Raw genomic sequence first — 22730 nt, 5'->3', positions numbered from 1 at the left:
AAAGCCCCCAGACTATGATCTGGGGGGCTTTTTTATGGGTTTGAATACTATATGGTTCCCTCGCGGGCCAATGCGCTGAACTCCTTCACAGTTTGGATAAACACGCGCACATTCGCCGGATCAGTATCGGGGTACACGCCGTGGCCGAGGTTGGCGATGTGGCGCTGAGGCCCAAACTGGCGCAGCATCTCGATGGTAGCGGCCTGCACCTGCTCCGGGGAGCCGTAGAGCGCACAAGGGTCGAGATTGCCTTGCAGCGTATAGTTGTCGCCGATAATAGCGCGGGCGGCGCGGGGGTCCTGGTTCCAGTCGAGGCCGATGGTTTGACAATCGAGCTGAGCGAAGTCTTCCAGCGCGAAAAAAGCGCCTTTGGCAAACACCGTCACGGGTACATCGGGCAGCGCCTCACAGATTTGGGCGATGTAGCGGGTGCTGAACTCGCGGTAATGACTGGGGGGCAAAATCCCGGCCCAAGAGTCGAACACCTGAATAAGATTAGCGCCCGCTTGCACCTGCGCCTGCAAATACGCGATAGTGGTAGCCGTAATTTTCTCCAGTAGCTGATGAGCTAACGCCGGCTCGGCATACAGCATGCGCCGCGCTTTAGAGAACGTTTTAGAGCCGTGGCCCTCCACCATATACGCTAGAATAGTCCAAGGAGCACCGGCAAAACCAATGAGCGGCACCCGACCATTCAGCGCGCGCTTGGTAACGCGAATAGCTTCCAGCACATAACCCAGATGCTCCTCCGGATCCGCGATGCGCAGCTTCTGAATGTCGGCGGCGGAGCGTACGGTTTCGGGGAAAAGCGGCCCGCGGGCTTCCACCATCTCGTAAGTAAGGCCCATCGCATCGGGCACCACCAGAATGTCGGAGAAGATGATGGCAGCGTCGACGTCGAGCGCATCAACGGGCTGAATCGTGACTTCAGCGGCTAGATCGGGCGTTTCTACCAGTTCTTTAAAGCCGCTGAGGCGGGCACGCAGGGCGCGATATTCAGGCAGAATACGGCCAGCTTGGCGCATCAGCCACACGGGCGTACGCTCGGTTTGTTCGCCGCGGGCGGCCCGAAGTATGAGGTCGTTTTTAATCACAGGGTTGCTGATTTGGGCGGATGCTATGCCGGGTAGCGGCGTGGAAGCAAAGGTACGTCTAGCAACGCAGGAATGCAGCCGTGGCTAAAGCAATAGCTCCAACAACCCAGAAACTTACTATGCGGCCGTCAGCTTAAAGTCGAGTTAAGCCGCCGGTTTTTGCTACTCCTGAAACAGCGCCTTAATAGCCGTAGCCATAAAATTGACCCCGATGGCAAGCGTAATAAAGCCCATAATTCGCGCCAGAGCAGCCATGCCAGGCCGTCCCAAGAATCGGGTGAGCCGCAGCGACGACATCAGAATAATATAAGCCGCCAGCGCCACCAGCACGAAGCCTACGAAGATCAAGCCCATATCGAAGTAGCTGAGGCGCTCCGTGAACAAGCTGATACACACCGCAATAGAGCCTGGGCCGGAAAGCATCGGCATAGCCAGCGGGGTGAAGGAAATATCGTTCTTGTGCATACTCTCCTCCAGCGCGGCCGGCGACACTCGGTCGCGGTTGCCGCCAGGCGTGAGCAGATCAAAGGCCGAGCGCATCAGCAAAATGCCCCCCGCGATGCGCAAATGGTGAATATTGATGCCGAAAAAGTTGAGTACATACTGGCCCGCAAAAAACGACACGGTCAGCACAGCTATCATGTAAAGGCAGGCCCGTAGTCCAATTTGGCGCCGTTCCTGGGGGGAGTCTTCTTCTGTTAAAGTCAGAAAGACGGGCATGGCTCCAAACGGATTTACGACCGAAAACAGCGTAGTGAACGTGGCAAGCAGAATTTCCATGAAGCGGGGAGCATGGTGAAGGCGGCTAAAGGTACGAGGCGACAGGAGAGGAGCAAGGCGGGAAAGTGCTATGTTTGACGAACCAACCGCGGAGGTAATGCCGCGTACAAGTCGCGTACAGCCGTCAGAGGCACCTATAGTTTCTCCATTTTTCCTATGAGCACCAACGCACCTGCTACTCCAAGTCCAGTTGAAGAAACCCGTGATACACCCATTGTGGGCATTATTATGGGCAGTCAGTCTGATATCAAAGTAATGATGGCCGCCGCTGAGCTGCTGCGGCAGTTCAATATTCCGCACGAGTTTACACTAGTATCGGCCCACCGCACCCCGCACCGCCTGATTGAGTATGCTGAATCGGCCCGCAAGCGCGGGCTGCGCGTGATAATTGCTGGTGGGGGAGGCGCGGCTCACCTGCCCGGCATGGTGGCTTCTTTTACTACCATCCCAGTTATAGGCGTGCCCATCAATTCCACTACCTCCATTCGCGGCCTCGACTCAACGCTGTCCATGCTGCAAATGCCAACCGGCGTACCCGTGGCCACCGTGGCTATTGATGGAGCCACCAATGCCGCTATTCTAGCTACCCAGATTCTGGGCCTGTCTAATGCTCGCCTGGTAGATGCGTTGGAAAAATACCGTACCTCGCTGAAGGATAAAGTAATGCGTACCATTGATGAGCTGCGAAAGGGTGGCTTTAACGAAGAATAGCGTAAAATGCCCCCGGCTGCAGTTGGGGGGCATTTTTTCTTTCAACAAGTAAATTTTATATTCCGAATATTTCCCGCCCCATGCCTGACCTCGATGCACCACTTTGGATTCTGCTTGCGCACGGCCTCGTGCTGCTGCTTTCGGTTGCGGCACTAGTAGGCACACTTCTTCCTCTGCTTCGCGCGGAGGCCTGGTGGATACGGGTATTTGACTTTCCGCGTCTGCAAATTGTCGGTTTGGCCCTCCTGACTCTTGCCGGCGGATTGGTATTGGAATGGCACAAATTGCCTGACTATTGGGGCATCGGGCTCTTGTTGGCTCTGGCTGCAGCCGTGGTGTATCAACTGGTTCGTATTGTGCCTTATACACCGCTAGCGAGCAAGCAAGTGGGCGACAGTACGGAGCTTGATAATGACGGCCGCCACTTAAGTCTGGCCGTTATGAATGTGCTGCAATTCAATAAGAAAGGCAAAGAAGCGCTGGCTGAGCTGGAGCGCATCGATCCGGATATTATCATGGCGGTGGAGACGGATAAATGGTGGCTGGAGCAACTGCGGCCGCTGGAGAAAACCCATCCGTACACCTGTCACGAGCCGCTCGATAACACCTACGGCCTGCTGTTCTTCTCGCGCCTCCCCGTCCGCGACTGCCACATCAAGTACCTGCTCGACGATGATGTACCTTCCCTGCATACGCACGTGCAGCTACCTGATGGCAAAACCTGGATTCGGCTGTATGGCTTGCACCCCAAGCCGCCAGCACCCCAAGAAGCCAAAACCAGCACCAAGCGTGATGCGGAGTTGCTGCTGGTGGGCAAAGAAATAGAGAAGAAAGACGAGCCTACGGTTGTGTTTGGCGATATGAACGACGTGGCATGGTCACACACGTCCGAGCTGTTTCGGCGCATCAGCGGTCTGATGGACCCACGCGTGGGCCGCGGTCTGCTCCCTACTTTCCACGCCGACTATTCCCTTTTGCGCTGGCCCCTCGACCACGTATTCGTGTCGCCCGACTTCAAAGTAGACGACATTCAACGGCTCAATTACGTCGGCTCCGACCATTTTCCCATCTACATCAAGCTTAGCTACGAACCGCACGATAAGCATATTCAGAAGGAGAATGCCGAGCAAGCCGACGCTGAGGACCACGAAGAGGCCGCCGAAAAGATTAAGGATGGCTTCCAGGAGGAGCGCGAAGAGGAGTTAGAGGAAGCCGCTGGCGCCGACCAAAAGAAAGAGTTGACTACCTAGATATCCGTTTCGTACAGGAAAGCCATCTGATGATTATTTACGGTGGCGGGCACGCGGCGCATTACGGCATTGCGCAGGCCCACCAGCCACGGCTGTTCCATCTGGGCCACTTTACCTAACTGCCACGATTGATTGACAATGCGAGTTGTGCGCGGCCGACGCTGGGTATCAAAGGCCTGAAAGGCGGACTCAATGCCGTTGGCTTGCACCAGACAACTCGCTAATACGGCAGCATCCTCTACGGCTTGGCCCGCGCCCTGCCCCATGTTGGGTGTAGTGGCGTGGGCTGCATCGCCAAGGAGCAGCACTCGGCCAAAGTTAAAGCGCCCCAATGGCTTCAAATCAATAATATCGCCCCAGATAACTTGCTCATTTGTAGTGAGTGCCAGCAGCTCGGGAATAGGGGAGTGGTAGTCGGCAAAATGCCGCTGCAAATCGGCTAACTGGAAAGCGCGGTACTGTGGATTTTGCGCTTGGGCGCTATTAATGCAGGCAAACCAATACACCTGTCCGTTGCCTAACGGCACCACGCCAAAGCGTCCGTTGCCGCCCCAGGTTTCGGTAGAGCGACCTGCGGGCAAGTTCAGCGACTGTGCTTCTATTACGCCCCGCCAGCAGGTGTAGCCCGCGTAGCGCGGCTGCGAAAAGGGCAGTAGCTGCCGCCGCACTCGCGACCGAATACCATCAGCGCCAATCAACGCCTGCGCTTCCAGATGCTCACCATCGGTGAAATAGGCAGTTACGTGGTTGTCTTTTTCCTCAAACCGTTCCAGCGACTTGCCTAGCTGTACGACGTCGGGGGGCAAATTTGCCAGCAGAATCCGTTGTAAGTCGGCGCGGTGAATGGCTAGGTTTTCATAGCCGAGGCGGCGGGTGAAGGGCGTGGTATCAATGTCATTGAGGATACGGCCGTGGCGATCCAGCAAGCTAATCCGAGTAATGGGGAAACCCGCAGCACGCACGGCATCGTGCACGCCCAAACGGTCGAGCGCCTGCATGGCATTGGCGCCCAACACTACGCCCGCCCCGATTTCGCGCAGCTCAGTCGCAGCTTCCACTACCTGTACGTCGTGGTTCTGCTGGCGCAAGGCCAACGCCGTAGCTAATCCCCCAATTCCTGCCCCAGCGATGATGAATTTCATGCTTAGTGTCTATAGCTTAAATAGAACAGCGTAAGGGTGCGTCGTCGCGCCTAATAGGTGAGCAACTCGCGCTACACTGGATACACAACGACTGCGACGACGCGTCTCTACGCTGTTCTGATTTCAAACAAAAACATATAAAAAAAGCCCCCCAACATATTGCTGGGGGCTTTTTTAAAGCAGCAACTTACTTGTTGCCACCTACTTCTTCGTAATCAACATCGGTTACGTTATCAGCAGTTGGCTGGCCTTGCTGGCCGTTGCCGTTTGGCTGACCTTCGCCACCTGGGTAGCCTTGTGGCTGGCCCTGGGCGTCGCCACCTTGCGTAGCGGCATACATCTCTTGCGAGGCCGCCTGCCAAGCAGCGTTGATAGCGGTCATTGCAGTTTCGATAGCCCCGAGGTCTTTGCTTTCGTGCGCCTTTTTCAGGTCAGCAAGTGCATTCTCAATAGCTGTCTTGTTGCCGCCGCTTAGCTTGTCGCCGTACTCCGAAAGCTGCTTCTCAGTCTGGAAGATCATCGAGTCGGCAGCGTTTACCTTCTCAATGCGCTCTTTCTCCTGCTTGTCAGATTCTTCGTTGGCTTTAGCCTCGTTGCGCATCCGCTCGATGTCGGCGTCGGTCAAGCCGCTGCTAGCTTCGATACGGATTTTCTGCTCCTTGCCCGTTCCTTTATCCTTGGCCGATACGTGCAAGATACCGTTGGCATCAATGTCGAAGGTTACTTCAATCTGCGGTACGCCGCGAGGGGCTGGCGGAATGCTGTCGAGGTGGAAACGACCGATGGTGCGGTTCTGCGAAGCCAATGGGCGCTCGCCTTGCAACACGTGAATCTCTACCGAAGGCTGATTGTCAGAAGCAGTAGAGAACGTCTCCGATTTCTTGGTCGGAATGGTCGTGTTCGACTCAATGAGCTTGGTCATTACGCCGCCCATCGTCTCAATGCCCAGCGAAAGCGGGGTCACGTCGAGCAGAAGCACGTCTTTTACCTCACCCGTCAATACACCGCCTTGGATAGCAGCACCGATGGCTACTACCTCGTCAGGGTTCACACCCTTCGAAGGCTTCTTGCCAAAAAACTTCTCAACTTCTTCCTGAATGCGCGGAATACGGGTTGAGCCACCTACCAAGATCACTTCGTCGATATCTGAAGTGCTCAGGCCAGCGTCCTGGAGAGCTTTTTTGCAAGGCTCCATCGAGCGCTTCACCAAGTTGTCGGCAAGCTGCTCAAACTTTGCGCGGCTCAGTTTCACTACCAAGTGCTTCGGACCCGAAGCGGTAGCCGTTACATAAGGTAAGTTGATTTCAGTTTCGGTCGAGCTGGAAAGCTCCACTTTAGCCTTTTCAGCAGCTTCTTTCAAGCGCTGTAAAGCCATCGGGTCTTGGCGCAGGTCGAGACCTTCGTTGTCGCTCTTGAACTGCTCAGCCAGGAAGTTGATGATCACTTGGTCGAAGTCGTCACCACCTAAGTGCGTGTCACCATTGGTGCTCAATACTTCGAATACACCGTCGCCAAGCTCCAAGATAGAAATATCGAACGTACCACCGCCAAGGTCATACACGGCAATTTTCTGGTCTTTATGCTTCTTGTCAAGGCCGTAAGCTAACGCAGCGGCCGTTGGCTCGTTGATAATACGCTTTACATCAAGGCCCGCAATGGCACCTGCTTCTTTGGTAGCCTGGCGCTGGGCGTCGTTGAAATAAGCGGGTACCGTAATAACGGCCTCTGTTACGCTCTGGCCCAGATAATCCTCGGCGGTTTGCTTCATTTTCTGAAGCACCATTGCCGAAATCTCCTGGGGGTATACTGGCGGTCGCCAATCTTCACAGCTACCGTATTGTTAGAGCCACGCTCCAACGCATACGAAACCATCTTGGACTCTTCGGTTACTTCCCCGAAGCCGCGGCCCATGAAGCGCTTAATCGACTGAATCGTATTCTGCGGGTTGGTAATGGCTTGACGTTTAGCTGGGTCACCAACTTTACGCTCACCTTTGCCCCCGTCAAGAAACGCTACGATAGATGGCGTCGTACGGCGGCCTTCGCTATTCGGAATAACCACCGGCTCGTTGCCTTCCATAACGGCCACACAGGAGTTCGTGGTGCCGAGGTCAATACCAATTATTTTGCCCATCTGAATGGTATAGTTAAGTAAGTGGAAATGTCAGAGTGTATAATGCGATTTGCTCGCTCGGGGTGAATGGCAAGCAGCGTACCAGCAGGCAATCCAGCCCATTTCCGTGACAGATTGTCATTTTTGAATATCCCAATCGGCCATTTCCCGCCGCTCTGGCTTTTTATAAAGAACTAAGGTAGCGTCGTCTGTCAGGTCGGGGATGGCTACAAATAGCCTGGTGAAGCCAAGTTTAATTGATCGAACTTATGACTTGTATACGGCTCTGTCATGCAGAGGCGGAGCCGAAGCATCTCGCTCACGCCATTAGATTACTATTCTCACATCAGCACGCGAGATGCTTCGCTGCCGCTCTGCATGTCGGGCTAATTATATTACTTCAGACACGTAGAAATAGCAGGCGTTGGGGGGCTTTTTTACAGCATATTCCGCTGCAAAAACCGCTGGATTGTACTGCGCCACGCTACTTGGTGTTTGCTATGGTAGGGCTCGTGACCTACGCCGGCAAAGTAGCGGCGCTGCTTCGGGCCACTTAACGCGGCGTAGATGGCATCCGTTTCCTGGCGAGTTACGCGGGAGTCGGTGAGGCCGTAGAGTAGGAGAGTGGGCGTTTGAATACGGCTGGCGTAGGCGCGGGCATCTAGGTCGAAAGCCCAGAAGCCGTTTTGCACGCCGCCCCAGAATACCAACAAGTTTGCCAGCGGGAATGCGGGCACTTGGAGCGCGTGAAAGCGGTTTTTGGCGGTCTGGAGCATGCTGCCGTAGGGGCATTCCAGGATCGCGGCCGTTGGTCGCACACCCAGCTCACTCTCTGCCCGCAAAATTGCTACCGCACCCATCGAAACCCCATACACAAACAGAGGGGCCGTTGGCTGTTGCGCTTTCAAAAAAGCGAAAGCAGCCGCTACGTCGTCGGCTTCGCGATACCCTACGGTAGTTTGCACGCCTTCCGAGCCGCCATTGCCAGCAAAGTCGATTAGTAACACCGAAAAGCCTTGAGTGCGAAAAAACTCTGCCTCCGTCAGGAGCTTCGACTTGTCGCCGGTGTAGCCATGAAACAGCGCCACCTGCCCCAGCGCATCGGGCACGGGGCTAAACCAGGCTTCCAACCGCCCATTGGGGCTATCCAGCAAAACGGTTTCGTAAGGAAACGCCGGCGTAGCCTGATTAACCGGCTTCGGATTCTGGACGCCCGTAAGCAGCAGCGCCGCCTTCTGCAACGCGGAAAGCTGTTCGGGACTCGCCTGCTTTGCGCCGGGTTCGGCGGAAAAATGGGTGAAGCGCCAGGCGTGAAAAAAAGCTACCGCGTTGACCAATACGAGGGCCAACGCACCTGCGGTCAGCCAGCTCCGTTTCATCGGGGCGGGAAGTTTTGGGGCCGCGCTTGGGTCGGTCACTCGCGCCTTTGGTGCTTTGGTCTGAGCCAGCCGGGCGCTTAAAGTTGGAAGGAGCAGGTTTGAAGGTTTTGCGGGCCGGCGCACCAGTGCTGGGCCCAGCGGAGCTAGTAGTGGGTTTGCTCTTTGCCTCTTTCGATTGCACTTGACGCTCGGCGGGCATTTTGGTAGCCGAGAAAGCGGCTTTCAGTTTGGCTGCTTCCGGTGCGGTTAGCTCGCGCCATTGACCGGGGGCCAAATTTTCTACTTCCAGATGCGCGATTTTCACCCGAACGAGGCGCAGCGTAGGGAAACCCACGGCGGCCGTCATCTTGCGCACCTGCCGATTAATGCCCTGTGAAATCGTAATTTGCAGCCAAGAAGTAGGAATATTTGCCCGGAAGCGGATGGGCTTAGGGCGCTCCCAGATAGCGGGTGGCTCGGGCAGGAGTTCTACTTCGGCTGGCGCAGTGAAGCTAGTTTTGATATCAACCCCCGCCGCAAAGTAGCAATCGCCTCTTCCGTCGGTATCCCTTCTACCTGCACCCAATACGTTTTCGGCACCTTAAAGCGCGGCTCCGACAGGCGATGCTGCAGGGGCTTGTCGTCGGTGAGCAGTACGAGGCCTTCACTGTCAAAGTCCAACCGACCGACGGGATAAATCTTGGGGATGGGAACAAAGTCCTTGAGCGTAGCGCGGCCGTTTTCGTCCGTGAATTGGGTGAGAACTTCGAAAGGTTTGTTCAGCAGGACGTAGCGCATAAGGCGGAAGGGGTAAAGCAGAGTGGGTTTCCCTGCCCTCCATCAAGATTCGCAAAAGGCAGCGAAAAAGCAAAGGTCGGCAGAACCAGCCGCTTTCGCGCTAGAACCTGGCTTAAAGGAGAAAGAAGACGACTGGGTGGCTTTTATTTGGCCTTTACGCGGCTACCCGGCTGCAATTCTACCTGACCAGTGAACAGTACCGTTACCTCGCGCGGTGGATAAACCACTGCGTCTACGCTATCACGGCGCGTGGAACCGTCGCTATCTTCATTGCGGTAAATATGGCGCACAAAAAGGCCTATGCGCGTGGTGTCAGTCTTTCGAGCTAATAACTGCTCACGCTCCTGCGTACGGCGCGTGAAATCAGCTGTCGGAGTTTGAGGAGCATCCGCTACAGTTGTAACAGCTGCGGTGGCTTGGTTGCGCTGATTCATTTTTACCACGTAAGCAATCGAATCCTGACGTGTGAAGGGCTGAATATAGAATGCTTCAGCGCGGTAATTGCCCGTTTTGCTCATGCCATGCTGCACGTATTCCGACACGGCTGCTTGTGCGTGTTCGGCAGGTGCTTGCTCGCAGGCGCTAAGCAAAATGGCTAGTGCCACAGAATAGAAAAAGCCAGATTTCATCATGTAAACAGTTATGGGTGTTCTTTATCATGTATGGCTAGGAATTCTATAATAGAGCTGACTTTTTACAAGAAATGCCTGCCATTGAGGACCACTAGCCTGCTGAATGCTATCTGGTACTCGATGTTTGCAGATAAAATCGTTGCCATGAGGAGCATACGTTGCATACTTCACTACATACCGCTCACCTGGTAACACCTTCCCATCCCAATCACTCCCGCGTTCATAGCGTATTCCCTTAACTGTATAGTAATAACTTACATTCCACCCAGACTTCCTGCTGCGATAGACTTGCAAGACGTGTGCAATGGTATAGTCATGACGAATATAGATAGCTACTTCGCCATAAAAAATCCAGAGCGTAACGCTTACAAAGCCGATAGCGAAAAGCCAACTGATAGCCAACGTAAGCCTTTTCGTCAACGGTTCTGTGTGTGGCATATATCTCTATTGGCTTTGCTGCTACTTGATCTGAAGGAGAGACCAAAGTGGTACTCAACACCAATGTATGCCTTCGTAGAGCAATAAAAATAGTCTGCCTAAATGCTCCCGAGTACTTGCGCGCAGCCCACTCTGCTGTTACCAAAGCTAGCAGCAGGAAAAACAGCCACTTCAGATTTATTAAATCCTTAATGTTTTCCTGGCTGTAAATCACGGGCTTGTAATTCGCTTTCTGAATGTCTTGGGTAAGCTGGTCGAATTGCTGCGGATAATAGAGCCGCGAACCGCTACGGCGGGCGAGCTGGTAGAGTAAGTTGTGGTCGGCGCGGGCGTTGAGAGCTTCAAGCTGTTGCTCCTGCACCAGCAATTCGCCCCGATCCTGCTGATTTTGCCCCCCAAGCGTGGCACGGGCCACATAGCGGTACACTCCGCCGGGCAAGGTGCCCAGCCGCAGCGGCGCGCTATCTTCGCTATTCGTGAAAGAATAATTGCGAGTCCGCTGCTGCTCGTCGGTCAGCGTTAGCTCGATTTTTTGGCCATAAATGCGTTCGAAAATAGCGTTGTAGGTTTCCGCCCCGAAAGTGATTTCGTCGGCGGTGGTGAAGGCATCCTGGGTGGGGTACACGTCGAGGCGCTTCTTGTTGGCGTTGGCAGTCAGTAGCTGCAGGGTGCGACTGATGAGGCGGTCGTAGGCATCGGGGCGGTCGGCGTGGTCGGCGGCTTCTTGGAGGCGCCACTGCCAGCCGCCGTCGGTAAGCAAGGTAGCACGGCGCTGCTCGGGCGTGCCGCCAAACACCAGCAATGGCTTCTGCGTTTTCAATCGGCCTACTTGCTGGTACAGAGCTACCTCGGCCCCGCCGCCCAATCGGTATTCGCCAAACGGCACCGGCGCCGGCGGATACGCTGCGAAGCGTTGCAGCGCATCTTCCTCGAACGAAAACCGCGAAAATGAGGTGTTCAACACGGGGGTTACCTCATCCGTCTGCTGGCCGCGAGGCGCGATGGTAAGGCCGGCACCAAGGTTATTGTAGGCGTTCAAATCGGACTGCGCCCCAATGATAAATAAGGTTGGGATGCGGCGGCTGCGCACTTGGGCTAGCACCTCATTCCCCGCGCCCAAGCGAGCAGGCAATTGGTGCAGAATAGCTACATCATAATCCTGCGCTTTTAAGGGCGCAATGCCGGGCAGATAAATGGTCAGGTCGAAGTTGTCGTTCTGCAGAATTGCCCCCCGGAGCGCTTTAATGTCCGGGTGGGGCGCAGCGCCGGCCAGTAGCACCCGCAGCTTGCCTTTTACTACTTCGATATACGCGTTTTTGGTATTGTTCAGAGTCGTGAATTCGCCATTTTGGGGCTGAATCGCTATTTCGTAGCGACGCTTGCCGGGAGCAGGAGCAGTTAGCAAGAAGGTGGTTTTCTGGCGGCGCTGACCGGGGGGCAAATTCACTTGCTTGGTTTGCAGCACGCGGCCGTTTTCGCGCAACTGCACCGTAGCCGTGCCGCCCCCGAAACCTTCGTAGGCAATTTCGGCCTCAATAGGAAAGCGGTTGCCACTAAAAGCGACGCGGTTGTAGTTTAGAGTAGGCACGCTCAGGTCGCGCTTCGGCACGGTGTCGCCCACGGCCACGCTATAAATTGGGAAGTTAAACTCGGAGTACACCGGCGAGCGGCCCTGGTTCACCAGCCCATCCGACACAAGCACCACGCCCGCCAGATTACGCCCATCGTAAGCCTCACGCACATCCGTAAGCAAGGCATCCAGGTCAGAGCTAGGAGCCTGAAACTGCACCGAGTCGGGCCGGACAGCACGAGCCGGGCTGGGGGGCAAAACCTGCGTCTCAACCCGAAAACCCTTGCCTCGCAAGGTAGTAGCCAACTGCTGCAAACCAGTAGTAGCCTGGCGCAGCACCGCCGGCGGGGTAAACAGCCCTACCGATTGAGAGTTGTCAACGGCCAGCACGATGGTGGGATCTTCGGTCGTGGTGGTAGTCGTTTTGACGAAGGGCGAGAGTAGTAGAAAGCACAGAAAGCTCACGACTACGAAGCGCAACGCGGCCAGCCCATAATTCAGGCCTTTGCTCCACGGCGCTTTGGCCGAGTAGAGCAGCGCCGAGTAGCCCGCGCCCACGGCCAGGCACACTAAAATTAACCAAGGAGAAGCAGCGACAGAAATCAAAGAAAGGAATAGCAGCAAGTGTGAGTACCAAAAACCCCGAAATAGGCTGTAGAGTTGCGCGCCCTATACATGACGCTGAAAAAGCTGGGTTTGGTGGCGAAGTTAGTGAGTTGGAGTCTAGTATGTTGAAAGGGCAAATAGCGGTGAGAATAATAGCCTATTGGAGAATGTCTATAATAAAACGGCTCGTATTCGACTGATTGATATTAAAAATTTAGACAGTAAAGCTATTTGCCGGTCATGCAGAGGCGGAGCCGAAGCATCTCGCTTGCTGATGTTGCAGCAGTGTGTACAACGACCTCACGCGAGATGCTTCGGCTCCGCCTCTGCATGACATTTACCAAGCAATTACCGACTGCCCCAGTCTACGTCAGCATGCCGCCGTCTACCTGCAACACTTGGCCGGTGATGTAGCTGCTGTCATCGGAGGCTAGGAAGGCGGTGGCTTTGGCTACATCTTCGGGGGTGCCGCCGCGCTTGAGCGGAATAGCCTTGCGCCACTCATCTACCTGCTTAGGGTCGAGGGCGTCGGTCATTTCGGTTTCGATGAAGCCGGGAGCAATGGCATTGCAGCGAATATTGCGCGAACCCAGCTCCAACGCCACCGACTTCGTGAAGCCAATAATTCCCGACTTCGAAGCCGCATAATTAGCCTGACCCGCGTTGCCTTTGATACCTACTACCGACGTCATATTGATGATGCTGCCGGCTTTGGCGCGCATCATCGGCTTGATGGCGGCTTTGGTTAGGTTGAACACCGATTTTAGGTTGACGGCCAGCACTTGGTCCCAGTTCTGTTCGCTCATGCGCATGAGCAAGCCATCTTGGGTGATACCAGCGTTGTTGACCAGAATATCCAAGCGGCCAAATTCGGTCATCACATCATCGACCAGCTTTTCGGCTTCGGCGTAGAGGGAGGCGTCGGAGCGGAAGCCTTTGATTTTGGTGCCGTGCGCAGCTAGCTCCTGTTCGAGCTGTTGGCCTTTCTCCACGCTGGAGAGGTAGGTGAAGGCGATGTTGGCGCCAAGTTGGGCGAAATGGGTAGCAATAGCGCGGCCGATTCCTTTGGAGGCGCCAGTGATGAGGGCGGTTTTTCCGTCGAGCAGTTTTGTCATGTGGGCGAAGGTAGCAAGGCTGGGCATTATCCGCTAACCAATTGCAGCAACGCTGCTGGTAGGCATTCAAAAGGCATCGTACCTTCGCCCCTGATCTATGCGTGAAACCGACATCTGCATTCTTGGGGCTGGGCCCGGTGGTGCTACAGCAGCCCTGCACCTAGCCAACGCCGGCCAGCGCTGCCTGCTACTCGACCGCGCCACTTTCCCCCGCGACAAAATCTGTGGCGATGCGCTCAGCGGCAAAGTCGTAAGTGAACTGCGCCGCATCAACGAAAATTTGCCCCCCAGACTTGCCGCCGATGCTGCCCAGCTGCCCGCCTGGGGCATTGATTTTTTCGCGCCCAACGGTCGCCGGCTCGGTATTCCGTTCCGGCCCCATTTTAACAAAGCCACCGACCCCGCCGCCGGCCACATCGCCAAACGCATCGACTTCGATAATTTTCTGGTAGAAGAAGTGCGCCAGCGCCCCGAAATTGAGCTGCTGGAAGGCGTGGATATCACTCACCACGAACGCACCGCTGACGGCCGCTGGCACCTGCGCACCGCTGATGGCACCATAGAAATCACCGCGAAACTATTGCTCGTGGCTAACGGGGCGCAGTCGGCGTTTGCGCGGCAGATCGGCGGGCATCAACTGGATCCTGACCATCATTGCGCCGGCCTGCGGGCGTATTATCAGGGCGTAACGGGCTTGAGCAAAGACAACTTTATCGAGCTGCACTTCATCAAAGAATTTTTGCCCGGTTACCTCTGGGTATTTCCGTTGCCTAATGGACAGGCCAACGTGGGCGTAGGAATGCTGAGCAAAACCGTTTCCCAGAAGAAAATAAATTTGCGTCAGCGCCTCACCGAAATTCTGGAAACGCACCCCGCCCTGCGTGAGCGATTTAAAGATGCCGAGCGCTTAGGTCCGGTGCGTGGTTTCGGCTTGCCGCTGGGTTCAAAACGCCGCTCTCTTTCCGGCGAGGCTTACATGCTGCTCGGCGACGCGGGCTCTCTCATTGATCCATTCTCCGGCGAAGGTATCAGTCACGCGATGGTAAGCGGCCGCCACGCTGCTGATTGGGCCGCGCGGGCCCTAGCCGCGCATGATTTCTCGGCTGCCTTTCTCAAAGGCTATGATGTAGCGGTATATAATCGGCTGTGGCAGGAGTTGCGCCTGAGTCGGGCTATGCAGCGCCTCTTAGCGTTTCCGTGGCTGTTTAATGTAGTTGCCAATCGCGCCGCCAACAACCCCACGCTGGCCGAAACCATTAGCAATATGTTCTTGGATTTGAACCTGCGCGAGCGGCTGCGGCAGCCTAGCTTCTATGTGAAGCTGTTGTTGGGTAGTAAGTAAGTATGCCGCTCAAATTCCAACAGGCGGTCATGCAGAGCGGCGCGAAGCATCTCGCGTGCTGACACAGGAGTAGCAATCTAATGGCGCGGGCGAGATGCTTCGCGCCGCTCTGCATGACCGCCTTGTGAGATAACTGAGCTTATTTTAAAGGGTCGAATCCTGCGGGGTCGTGCTGAGGGAATCCAGGTTGCGGGGGCGGCGGGCTCACGCTCTATGGCTCGGCGGGCCGATGGGGTTGACTTGTACTTGGTTGGGGCTTCCTGTTCGGGCGTGGAAGCGCACTGCGAAGCGAGCAGCAACACGGCGGCCGCAAGGAGTGAGCGTAAGGCTGTTTTCATAACACTAGAAAGTAAGGACGGAGCCCAAACCGGACCAGCTGTCACGCGGTTGTGTATTGTACGACGAGGCCGCCGCCGGGGGGCAAATTCACGTGCTTTTTACGTAAACCAGCTCTTTAAAACCTTATTGTTGAGAGTAACAAACGCTGGTTATCTTTGCCCGGCTCGGGCGGCTGGCCTTCCGGACGAAAATTTTCTATCTCTTCTCAAGCACAAAAATATGGCATTGCAATATGATCTGGTCGTGGTGGGTAGTGGGCCGGGTGGCTACGTAGCCGCTATTCGGGCTTCACAACTCGGGTTGAAAGTAGGTGTAGTAGAGCGCGAATCGTTGGGGGGCATTTGCCTCAACTGGGGCTGCATTCCAACCAAAGCGCTGCTCAAAAGCGCCCAGGTATTTGAATATTTCAAACACGCTGAAGACTATGGTCTGAAGGTCGAAAACCCGAGCTATGATTTTGGTGCCGTAGTGCAGCGCAGCCGCGGTGTGGCCGATGGCATGAGCAAGGGCATCAACTTCCTGTTTAAAAAGAATAAAATCGAAACCGTATCGGGTACCGGCAAACTGCTGGCTCCTGGCAAAGTGGAAGTAACCAAAGCCGACGGTTCGAAAGAAACCGTGGAGGCCAAGCACATCATTCTGGCTACTGGCGCCCGCTCACGCGAGTTGCCTAACCTGCCCATCGACAACAAGAAAATCATCGGGTATCGTAAGGCCATGACGCTGGAGCAAATGCCCAAGCGCCTCGTGGTGGTAGGCTCAGGCGCTATCGGCGTTGAGTTTGCTTACTTCTACCGCGCCATGGGCTCGGAGGTAACCATCGTGGAATTCATGCCCCGCATCGTTCCCGTAGAGGATGAGGAGGTGTCGCGGCAGATGGAGAAGTCCTTCAAAAAGATGGGCATGACCATTCTCACCAGCGCCGAAGTAACCAACGTGGACACGAAGGGCGAAGGCTGCAAAGTGACGGTAAAAACCGCTAAAGGCGACCAGCAAATCGAGTGCGACGTGGTACTCTCGGCTGTGGGCGTGCAAACCAACCTCGAAAACCTGGGCCTCGAAGAGCTGGGCATTAAGGTAGAGAAGGGCCGCATCATCGTCGATGAGTACTACAAGACCAACGTGGACGGCATCTACGCCATCGGTGACATCGTACCTGGCCCGGCGCTGGCGCACGTTGCTTCTGCTGAAGGCATTATCTGCGTGGAAGCCATTACTGGCCATCACCCTGAGCCGCTCAACTACCAGAACATCCCCGGCTGCACCTACGCCCAGCCTGAAATTGCCAGCGTCGGCATGACCGAAAAAGAAGCTCGCGACAAAGGCATCGATATTCTGGTGGGTAAATTTCCTTTCTCGGCCTCAGGCAAAGCCAGCGCCGGCGGCGTGAAAGATGGTTTCGTAAAAGTGATTTTCGACGCCAAGTACGGCGAGTGGCTCGGTGCCCACATGATCGGCTCGAACGTGACTGAGATGATTGCCGAAGTAGTGGTAGCGCGCAAGCTCGAAACCACCGGCCACGAAATCATCAAGTCGGTGCATCCGCACCCGACTATGTCGGAAGCCATTATGGAAGCTGCCGCCGCTGCTTACGGTGAGGTAATCCACTTATAGTTCGTCTTTAGTAACAAAAAAAGCCCCCAGCAATTTGCTGGGGGGCTTTTTTTGTTACTGTTTAATCCTGTACTGGCTCCAACGGCACCTGCGGCCTTGGCTTGCGGCTTACTAAAAAGACGCCGCCAAAAATCAAGGCCGCTTGTAGGGCCCGGCCCCAGGTAAAATGGTCTTTGCCTAAGCTCACGGCAATAAGCACGGCCAGCACCGGCTGCAAATAAATATACACGCCCAGCAGGGCAGGGGAGGCGTATTTGAGCGCCCAGTTATTAAGCAGATAGGCAATGATGGTCAGGAAAAGGACCATGTAAATCACTTCGGCCCAGATGTAAAGCGGGAAATGTGCATAGTCGGTCGTAATTGCATCGCGCCAGCCAAAAGGCACGGCTATTACGGCACCCACCAGAAATATCCGAGCCAGCACGGTGAAGGCATTATACTTTCGCATAAGCGGCGTAACCAATACCAGATATACCCCAAACGCGCTGGCATTCAGCAGAATAAGAATATTGCCCAACGTAGCATTCGGGTAGATGGCGTCGGTGGGGTTGCGACTCAGGATAAGCGTAGCAGCACCTATGGCCCCCAGCAAAATGCCCCCCACGCGGGCTTTCGTGATTTTTTCGCCCAGCAGAACGGCCGAAGCAATGACTACCACGATGGGGGCAATGGTTTGGAGCAACGACGCATTAATGGGCGATGTATAATTCAGCCCAGAAAAAAACAGCAGCTGATTGACTCCAATGCCCGTGATGCCGCAGATAATTGAACGTATAGTATCGGCGCGGCCCTGAATGCGGTCTTGGGGGGCAATTAGATGACTGAGAATGGAAAAAAACAACGCTGCACCCACAATACGCAGCGTGACGATGCCAAACGGGCCCATGTACTCGGGCATCACATCCTTGGAGAGACTATAGTTGGCAGCGTAAATCAGGGCTACCAGAAACAAGGCCGCGTGGACGCGCAGGGAATTTTTCATCGCCGGCAAAGGTACGGGTAGCAGGAAGCTTCTTCTGCGCCTTTTTGTTCAGCTAAGGTTACCTGCCCAAGTACTGCACCACCTGCCAACCGAAGCAGTAGCTTACCTGTAGTATTCTTCATTCGGTCGGCTCCTACGCTACATTTGAGCTTCGTTTTACGTTATTCTTCCATGACTACCGGCTCCCTCTTCGATTCTGAACCTACGCCTGCCCAAACCGCTAAGCCCAACTCCAATGCTCCGCTTGCGGAGCGTCGGCGCCCGCGCACGCTCGCGGAGTATGCTGGCCAACAGCACTTAGTGGGGCCGGAGGGCGTACTGCGGCGCTATTTGGCCGGAGGGCGTTTGCCATCAATCATTTTGTGGGGACCGCCCGGTGTGGGCAAAACAACCCTAGCGCATTTGCTGGCCGAAGAGTTAAAGCAGCCTTTCGTAGCTCTGAGCGCCATTAATGCCGGCGTGAAAGACGTGCGTGACGTGATTGAGAAAGCCAAGTCGCGGCCGGGCACGGTGTTGTTTATTGATGAGATTCACCGCTTCAGCAAGTCGCAGCAGGATGCGTTGCTTGGGGCGGTGGAGCGCGGTGTGGTCACGCTTATTGGCGCTACAACGGAAAATCCTTCGTTTGAAGTAATTCCGGCTTTGCTGAGTCGGGCACAGGTGTATGTGCTGGAGCCGCTGAGCAAGGAAGTGCTGACTGAACTGGTGGATAAGGCCCTGGTCGAAGACGAAGTTCTACAGCGCAAAAAGGTGCGCGTAGCCGAGTATAATGCGCTGCTCACTATCTCGGGTGGCGATGCTCGTAAGCTGCTCAATCTGCTGGAGATAGTAGTTGAAGCGAGCCCTGCTGATGCGAAAACGGGTGAAACTGTCATTACGGATGCGTTGGTGCAGGAGCTGGCGCAGCAACACCTCGCCCGCTACGACAAAGGCGGCGAAATGCACTACGATGTCATCTCAGCTTTTATCAAAAGCATTCGCGGCTCCGACCCCAATGCAGCTCTGTACTGGCTGGCGGTGATGCTGGAAGGCGGCGAAGACGTGAAATTCATTGCGCGCCGTCTGCTCATTCTCGCTTCCGAAGATATTGGCAATGCTAACCCAAATGCATTGATGCTGGCCCAAAGCTGTTTTCAGGCTGTCACGGTTATTGGCCTGCCCGAAAGCGACATTATTCTGGGGCAAACTGTTGTATATCTAGCTACTAGTGTGAAGAGCAATGCCAGCTACAAAGGCATCCGGGAGGCGCGGGCGCTGGTGCGCCAGCAGGGCGTGCAGTCAGTACCTATTCCGTTGCGCAACGCCCCCACGCGCCTGATGAAGCAACTCGGCTACGGCCAGCAATACCAGTACTCCCACGACTATGAAGGCAATTTTGCCCCCCAGGAGTTTTTGCCCGAAGCCCTCAGCGGCACGCGCTTCTACGACCCTGGCCACAACGCCAGCGAACAGAAACTGCGCGAGCGGCTGCGGCAGTGGTGGGGGGCAAAATACGACTACTAATACCCTCGGGCGTTGGCAGTAAGCCACCGTTGACCAAACCCTTCTACATTTGTTAAGCACGCGGATATAATTCCCCTTCCAATGAGACAGTTTTTGAAATTTGTATTGGCCACGATAGTTGGTCTAATGGCGTTTGCCTTCATCGGCTTTCTGCTGCTCGTGGGCGTCCTGGTGACGGCCGCCAGCTCCGAAGATGAGGTGGAGATTGCCCAGAACTCGGTGCTGGAGCTGAAGCTCGATCAGCCTATTTCGGAGCGGGAGAACCCGGAGTCGCTGGGCAGCTTTATGGGCGGGGGTAGCAATGCCAGCAGCGGACTGGACCAGATAAAGGAAGCCATCCGCCGCGCCAAAAAGGACGACAACATCAAAGGCATTTTCCTGAATGTGGAACTGGTGCAAGCCGGTATGGCTACGCTGGAGGAAATTCGTAACGAGCTGATCGACTTCAAGAAGTCGGGCAAGTTTGTGGTTGCCTACAATGACTTGGCTTCTGAAAAGAGCTATTACCTAGCCTCCGTAGCCAATAAAATCTATCTGAACCCGCAGGGTACACTGGAATTCAATGGCTTAAGCTCGGAGACGTACTACTACAAAAACCTCTTCGAAAAGCTGGGTATTGAGCCGTATATCTTCCGGGTAGGTTCTTTCAAGAGTGCCGTAGAGCCTTATTTCCGGGATAGCATGTCGGATTCGGCGCGGCTGCAAACCTCGTCGTTCCTGAATTCGATGAACGACTTCATGCTCAGCCACGTGGCGAAGTCGCGCAAAATTGCCCCCGCCCGTCTGCGCGTCATCTCTGACTCCATGCTGGTACACAACGCCGACGATGCCAAGCGTCTCGGCTTGGTTACGAACCTTGGCTACTACGATCAGGCCCTGAGCTTTATGAAAAAGAAAGTGGGCGTGGAAGAGGACGAAAAACTAGGTCTTGTTAGCCTAAGTACCTACCAGCGAGGTGAAGACAGTGACAGCAAAGGCAGCGGCTCCAAACGTATTGCCGTCATCTACGCCGATGGCGACATCGTGACCGGCAAGGGCGGCAACAACGACATCGGCAGCACTCGTTTTGCCGAAGCCATTCGCCAGGCCCGCCTCGACGACAAAGTGAAAGCCGTGGTACTGCGCGTCAACTCCCCCGGCGGCTCGTCGCTGGCCTCCGATATTATTTACCGGGAAGTGGTGCTCACCAAAAAAGTGAAGCCTATCGTGTGCTCTATGTCCGATGTGGCGGCTTCGGGGGGCTATTTTATTGCCATGGCCTGCGATACCATCGTGGCTCATCCGAACACCATCACGGGTAGCATTGGCGTGTTTGGCGTATTGCCCAACATTCAGCCGCTCATGCGCGACAAGCTCGGCATCACCACCGACCGCGTGACTACCGGTAAGTTCTCTGATCTGCCGACCATCACGCGTCCGCTCACGGCCTTTGAACAGCAGCAGCTGCAAGAGGAAGTCAACCGCATCTACGCCGACTTCACCACCAAAGCCGCCAAGGGCCGCAACATGCCCGTAGAAAAGCTGCGTGGCTACGCCTCCGGGCGGGTATGGTCGGGCTCGGAAGCCAAGGAGCGTGGCCTCGTGGACGTGCTTGGTTCCTTTGAAGATGCCCTGCGCATTGCCGCTCGCCGCGCCAACCTAGAAGAGGGCGACTACCGCTTGCAAAGCTTGCCCCGCCAGAAAACGTTCGTGGAAAATATCTTCGAGAGCTTTGGCTTAGAAGCGCGGCAGCAACTGGTGAAGCAGGAGCTAGGCCCGCTTTATCCCATGTACGAGCAGTACCAGAAGCTTATCAAGCTAGAAGGCGTGCAGGCGCGCATGCCGTTTGAAATGAATATCGAGTAAGCGTATGCAAACAGAAAGACGAGTCAGCACGGGCATATGGCCCGTACTGACTCGTCTTTCTGTTTGCATACGCTTAGCGTATTCTACTTCCGTAGTAGGTGGTGTCCGGTAAATGGCCTGGATTTCCACCATTCTTGTAAATAAGAAGTATGCTATCACCTTTCTCCTCCAGATGGACTCTGGCATAGTAAGCTCCTGCTTTGACATCGCTAAAACTATAATTCGACAACGATTTGCCCGATACGGCAGGCCACTCAGTAGTTATAGTCTTATAGGGCACTACGTAGTTTTTGATTTTAATTGAATTTGAACCGATTGCTACTACATCAAAAGTGGCTGCTGGTAAGCGTTTAACATTCACTATGTGCCCTCCACTTGGGTGTATAGTCCAATAACGAGCAATAATTTTATCGAAACGATAACTTCCTACTGCCTGCTTCTGTGGTGACAAGGGGGATGGGGGGCTTTTTTTACAGCTTAATAAAGTCACGAAAATGCTTACTAAGTATATATTAGAGCGTGTCATATTGCATAAATTATATATCCTAAAAGTAATTGTTTTAGGTCCCGTCTAACATAAAAAGTAACAATTATTCCTTACCCTTCACATATTGTATAGCCTACAAATTCAGCTTGCCATCATTTCGTATTCATGAATCTTACTGCCGCCCAACAAACTGCGCAATTGCGCGAAGCCGCTGACCACATCCGCCGCCAACTCGGCGACTTCCAACCTGAATTCGGAATTATCCTCGGTACCGGCCTGGGCGCTCTGGTGAAGGAGTTGGAAATCCATCATGAGTTCTCTTACGACGACTTGCCCCACTTTTCGGCCTCGACCGTCGAAAGTCACTCCGGGAAGCTATTGGGGGGCATTTTGGCGGGGCGCCGGGTGCTGGTGATGCAAGGGCGCTTTCACTACTACGAGGGCTACACCATGCAGCAGGTGGTGTTTCCGGTGCGCGTAATGAAGCTGCTTGGTATCCAAAAGCTGTTTGTAAGCAATGCCGCCGGCGGGCTACATCCGGACTTTGCCATGAGCGACCTAATGCTCATCGAAGACCACCTGAATCTGCAACCAACGAATCCGCTCATCGGGCCAAACCTGGATGAACTAGGCCCCCGCTTCCCCGATATGTTGGAGCCCTACGACCACACGCTACTAGCCCAGGCCCAGCGCGCGGCCCACGACTTAGGCTTCACCAATTATGTGCGCCGCGGCGTGTACGCCAGTCTGCCTGGCCCTATGCTCGAAACGCCCGCCGAGTATCGTTACCTGCGCACCATCGGGGCCGATGCTGTGGGCATGAGCACGGTGCCCGAGGTTATTGCGGCGCGCCAAATGGATTTGCCCGTGCTAGCCATTTCCGTCATCACCGATTTATGTTCGCCGGGTAAGCTCAAGAAGGTAGATATTGCCGACATTCTACGCGCCGCCGCTGCTGCCGAGCCCCGCCTCACGGCCTTGATTCGGGCGGTGATAGAACGCCAGTAGATTT

The 22730-nt window shown here is 55.0% G+C and carries 19 protein-coding genes and 1 pseudogene; 7 read left to right on the top strand and 13 right to left on the bottom strand.

Annotation, left to right across the window (positions count from 1 at the left end; genetic code table 11):
• Positions 1 to 47: 47 nt before the first annotated feature.
• Positions 48 to 1094 (bottom strand): uroporphyrinogen decarboxylase, encoded by a 1047-nt coding sequence (gene hemE / locus EPD59_RS16070; RefSeq protein ID WP_133273672.1) that lies wholly within the window; start codon positions 1092 to 1094, stop codon positions 48 to 50.
• 162 nt (positions 1095 to 1256) lie between these two features.
• Positions 1257 to 1874, bottom strand: coding sequence for a MarC family protein (locus tag EPD59_RS16065; protein WP_133273671.1), 618 nt, complete (start codon positions 1872 to 1874; stop codon positions 1257 to 1259).
• A gap of 156 nt (positions 1875 to 2030) precedes the next feature.
• Here EPD59_RS16065 and purE point away from each other — a divergent pair, with 156 nt between their 5' ends.
• Both purE and EPD59_RS16055 read left to right on the top strand, forming a co-directional pair.
• Entirely contained in the window at positions 2031 to 2585 is a 555-nt protein-coding gene (gene purE, locus EPD59_RS16060; protein WP_133273670.1) for a 5-(carboxyamino)imidazole ribonucleotide mutase, read from the top strand.
• 80 nt (positions 2586 to 2665) lie between these two features.
• Complete coding sequence (locus EPD59_RS16055) at positions 2666 to 3835, top strand: endonuclease/exonuclease/phosphatase family protein (protein WP_133273669.1); 1170 nt, start codon at positions 2666 to 2668, stop codon at positions 3833 to 3835.
• On the opposite strand, the gene EPD59_RS16050 is transcribed toward EPD59_RS16055, so the two are convergent.
• From EPD59_RS16050 to fabG, 8 genes and pseudogenes are all read right to left on the bottom strand, one after another.
• A complete protein-coding gene (locus EPD59_RS16050; RefSeq protein WP_133273668.1) occupies positions 3832 to 4977 on the bottom strand; it encodes an FAD-dependent monooxygenase in 1146 nt (381 codons plus the stop codon). The genes EPD59_RS16055 and EPD59_RS16050 overlap by 4 nt on opposite strands.
• Positions 4978 to 5164: 187 nt before the next feature.
• Positions 5165 to 7110 (bottom strand): annotated as a pseudogene (dnaK, locus tag EPD59_RS16045) (molecular chaperone DnaK).
• Between the two features lie 416 nt (positions 7111 to 7526).
• Positions 7527 to 8330 (bottom strand): alpha/beta hydrolase, encoded by an 804-nt coding sequence (locus EPD59_RS16040; protein ID WP_165963631.1) that lies wholly within the window; start codon positions 8328 to 8330, stop codon positions 7527 to 7529.
• Positions 8278 to 8814: a hypothetical protein gene (locus EPD59_RS22735; RefSeq protein WP_240731452.1), complete on the bottom strand. Its 537-nt coding sequence runs from the start codon at positions 8812 to 8814 to the stop codon at positions 8278 to 8280. The genes EPD59_RS16040 and EPD59_RS22735 overlap by 53 nt, the downstream gene beginning before the upstream one ends.
• 122 nt (positions 8815 to 8936) lie before the next feature.
• The gene (locus EPD59_RS22730) at positions 8937 to 9245 is read right to left on the bottom strand and encodes a pseudouridine synthase (protein WP_240731451.1); all 309 of its coding nucleotides are present in this window, start codon (positions 9243 to 9245) and stop codon (positions 8937 to 8939) included.
• A gap of 143 nt (positions 9246 to 9388) precedes the next feature.
• Entirely contained in the window at positions 9389 to 9877 is a 489-nt protein-coding gene (locus EPD59_RS16030; protein ID WP_133273666.1) for a hypothetical protein, read from the bottom strand.
• Between the two features lie 313 nt (positions 9878 to 10190).
• Positions 10191 to 12491, bottom strand: a complete 2301-nt coding sequence (locus EPD59_RS16025) for a VWA domain-containing protein (protein WP_205703432.1) — start codon at positions 12489 to 12491, stop codon at positions 10191 to 10193.
• A gap of 365 nt (positions 12492 to 12856) precedes the next feature.
• Entirely contained in the window at positions 12857 to 13606 is a 750-nt protein-coding gene (gene fabG, locus EPD59_RS16020) for a 3-oxoacyl-[acyl-carrier-protein] reductase (RefSeq protein ID WP_133273665.1), read from the bottom strand.
• Positions 13607 to 13703: 97 nt separating this feature from the next.
• On the opposite strand from fabG, the gene EPD59_RS16015 reads away from it, so the two are divergent.
• Entirely contained in the window at positions 13704 to 14948 is a 1245-nt protein-coding gene (locus EPD59_RS16015; RefSeq protein WP_133273664.1) for an NAD(P)/FAD-dependent oxidoreductase, read from the top strand.
• A 77-nt stretch (positions 14949 to 15025) separates the two neighbouring features.
• On the opposite strand, the gene EPD59_RS16010 is transcribed toward EPD59_RS16015, so the two are convergent.
• Entirely contained in the window at positions 15026 to 15286 is a 261-nt protein-coding gene (locus EPD59_RS16010) for a hypothetical protein (protein WP_133273663.1), read from the bottom strand.
• A 220-nt stretch (positions 15287 to 15506) separates the two neighbouring features.
• On the opposite strand from EPD59_RS16010, the gene lpdA reads away from it, so the two are divergent.
• Positions 15507 to 16901, top strand: coding sequence for a dihydrolipoyl dehydrogenase (lpdA, locus tag EPD59_RS16005; RefSeq protein WP_133273662.1), 1395 nt, complete (start codon positions 15507 to 15509; stop codon positions 16899 to 16901).
• 61 nt (positions 16902 to 16962) lie between these two features.
• Here lpdA and EPD59_RS16000 read toward each other — a convergent pair whose 3' ends face one another.
• Positions 16963 to 17883, bottom strand: a complete 921-nt coding sequence (locus tag EPD59_RS16000; protein ID WP_133273661.1) for a DMT family transporter — start codon at positions 17881 to 17883, stop codon at positions 16963 to 16965.
• Positions 17884 to 18054: 171 nt separating this feature from the next.
• Between EPD59_RS16000 and EPD59_RS15995 the strand changes: the two genes are divergently transcribed.
• Positions 18055 to 19386 (top strand): replication-associated recombination protein A, encoded by a 1332-nt coding sequence (locus EPD59_RS15995; RefSeq protein ID WP_133273660.1) that lies wholly within the window; start codon positions 18055 to 18057, stop codon positions 19384 to 19386.
• Positions 19387 to 19467: 81 nt separating this feature from the next.
• On the top strand, positions 19468 to 21231 hold the full coding sequence (sppA, locus tag EPD59_RS15990; protein ID WP_133273659.1) for a signal peptide peptidase SppA: 1764 nt from the start codon (positions 19468 to 19470) through the stop codon (positions 21229 to 21231).
• Positions 21232 to 21304: 73 nt separating this feature from the next.
• Here the strand turns inward: sppA and EPD59_RS15985 are convergent, their stop codons facing one another.
• Positions 21305 to 21757, bottom strand: a complete 453-nt coding sequence (locus EPD59_RS15985) for a hypothetical protein (protein WP_133273658.1) — start codon at positions 21755 to 21757, stop codon at positions 21305 to 21307.
• A 126-nt stretch (positions 21758 to 21883) separates the two neighbouring features.
• Here EPD59_RS15985 and EPD59_RS15980 point away from each other — a divergent pair, with 126 nt between their 5' ends.
• Positions 21884 to 22726, top strand: a complete 843-nt coding sequence (locus EPD59_RS15980) for a purine-nucleoside phosphorylase (RefSeq protein ID WP_133273657.1) — start codon at positions 21884 to 21886, stop codon at positions 22724 to 22726.
• Positions 22727 to 22730: the final 4 nt, after the last annotated feature.

Origin of the sequence: Hymenobacter radiodurans, assembly GCF_004355185.1 — a bacterium.
Classification (GTDB): Bacteria; Bacteroidota; Bacteroidia; order Cytophagales; family Hymenobacteraceae; genus Hymenobacter; species Hymenobacter radiodurans.
Note: the sequence above shows the minus strand (reverse complement) of the source record. Positions and strands in the feature narration are given on the sequence as shown.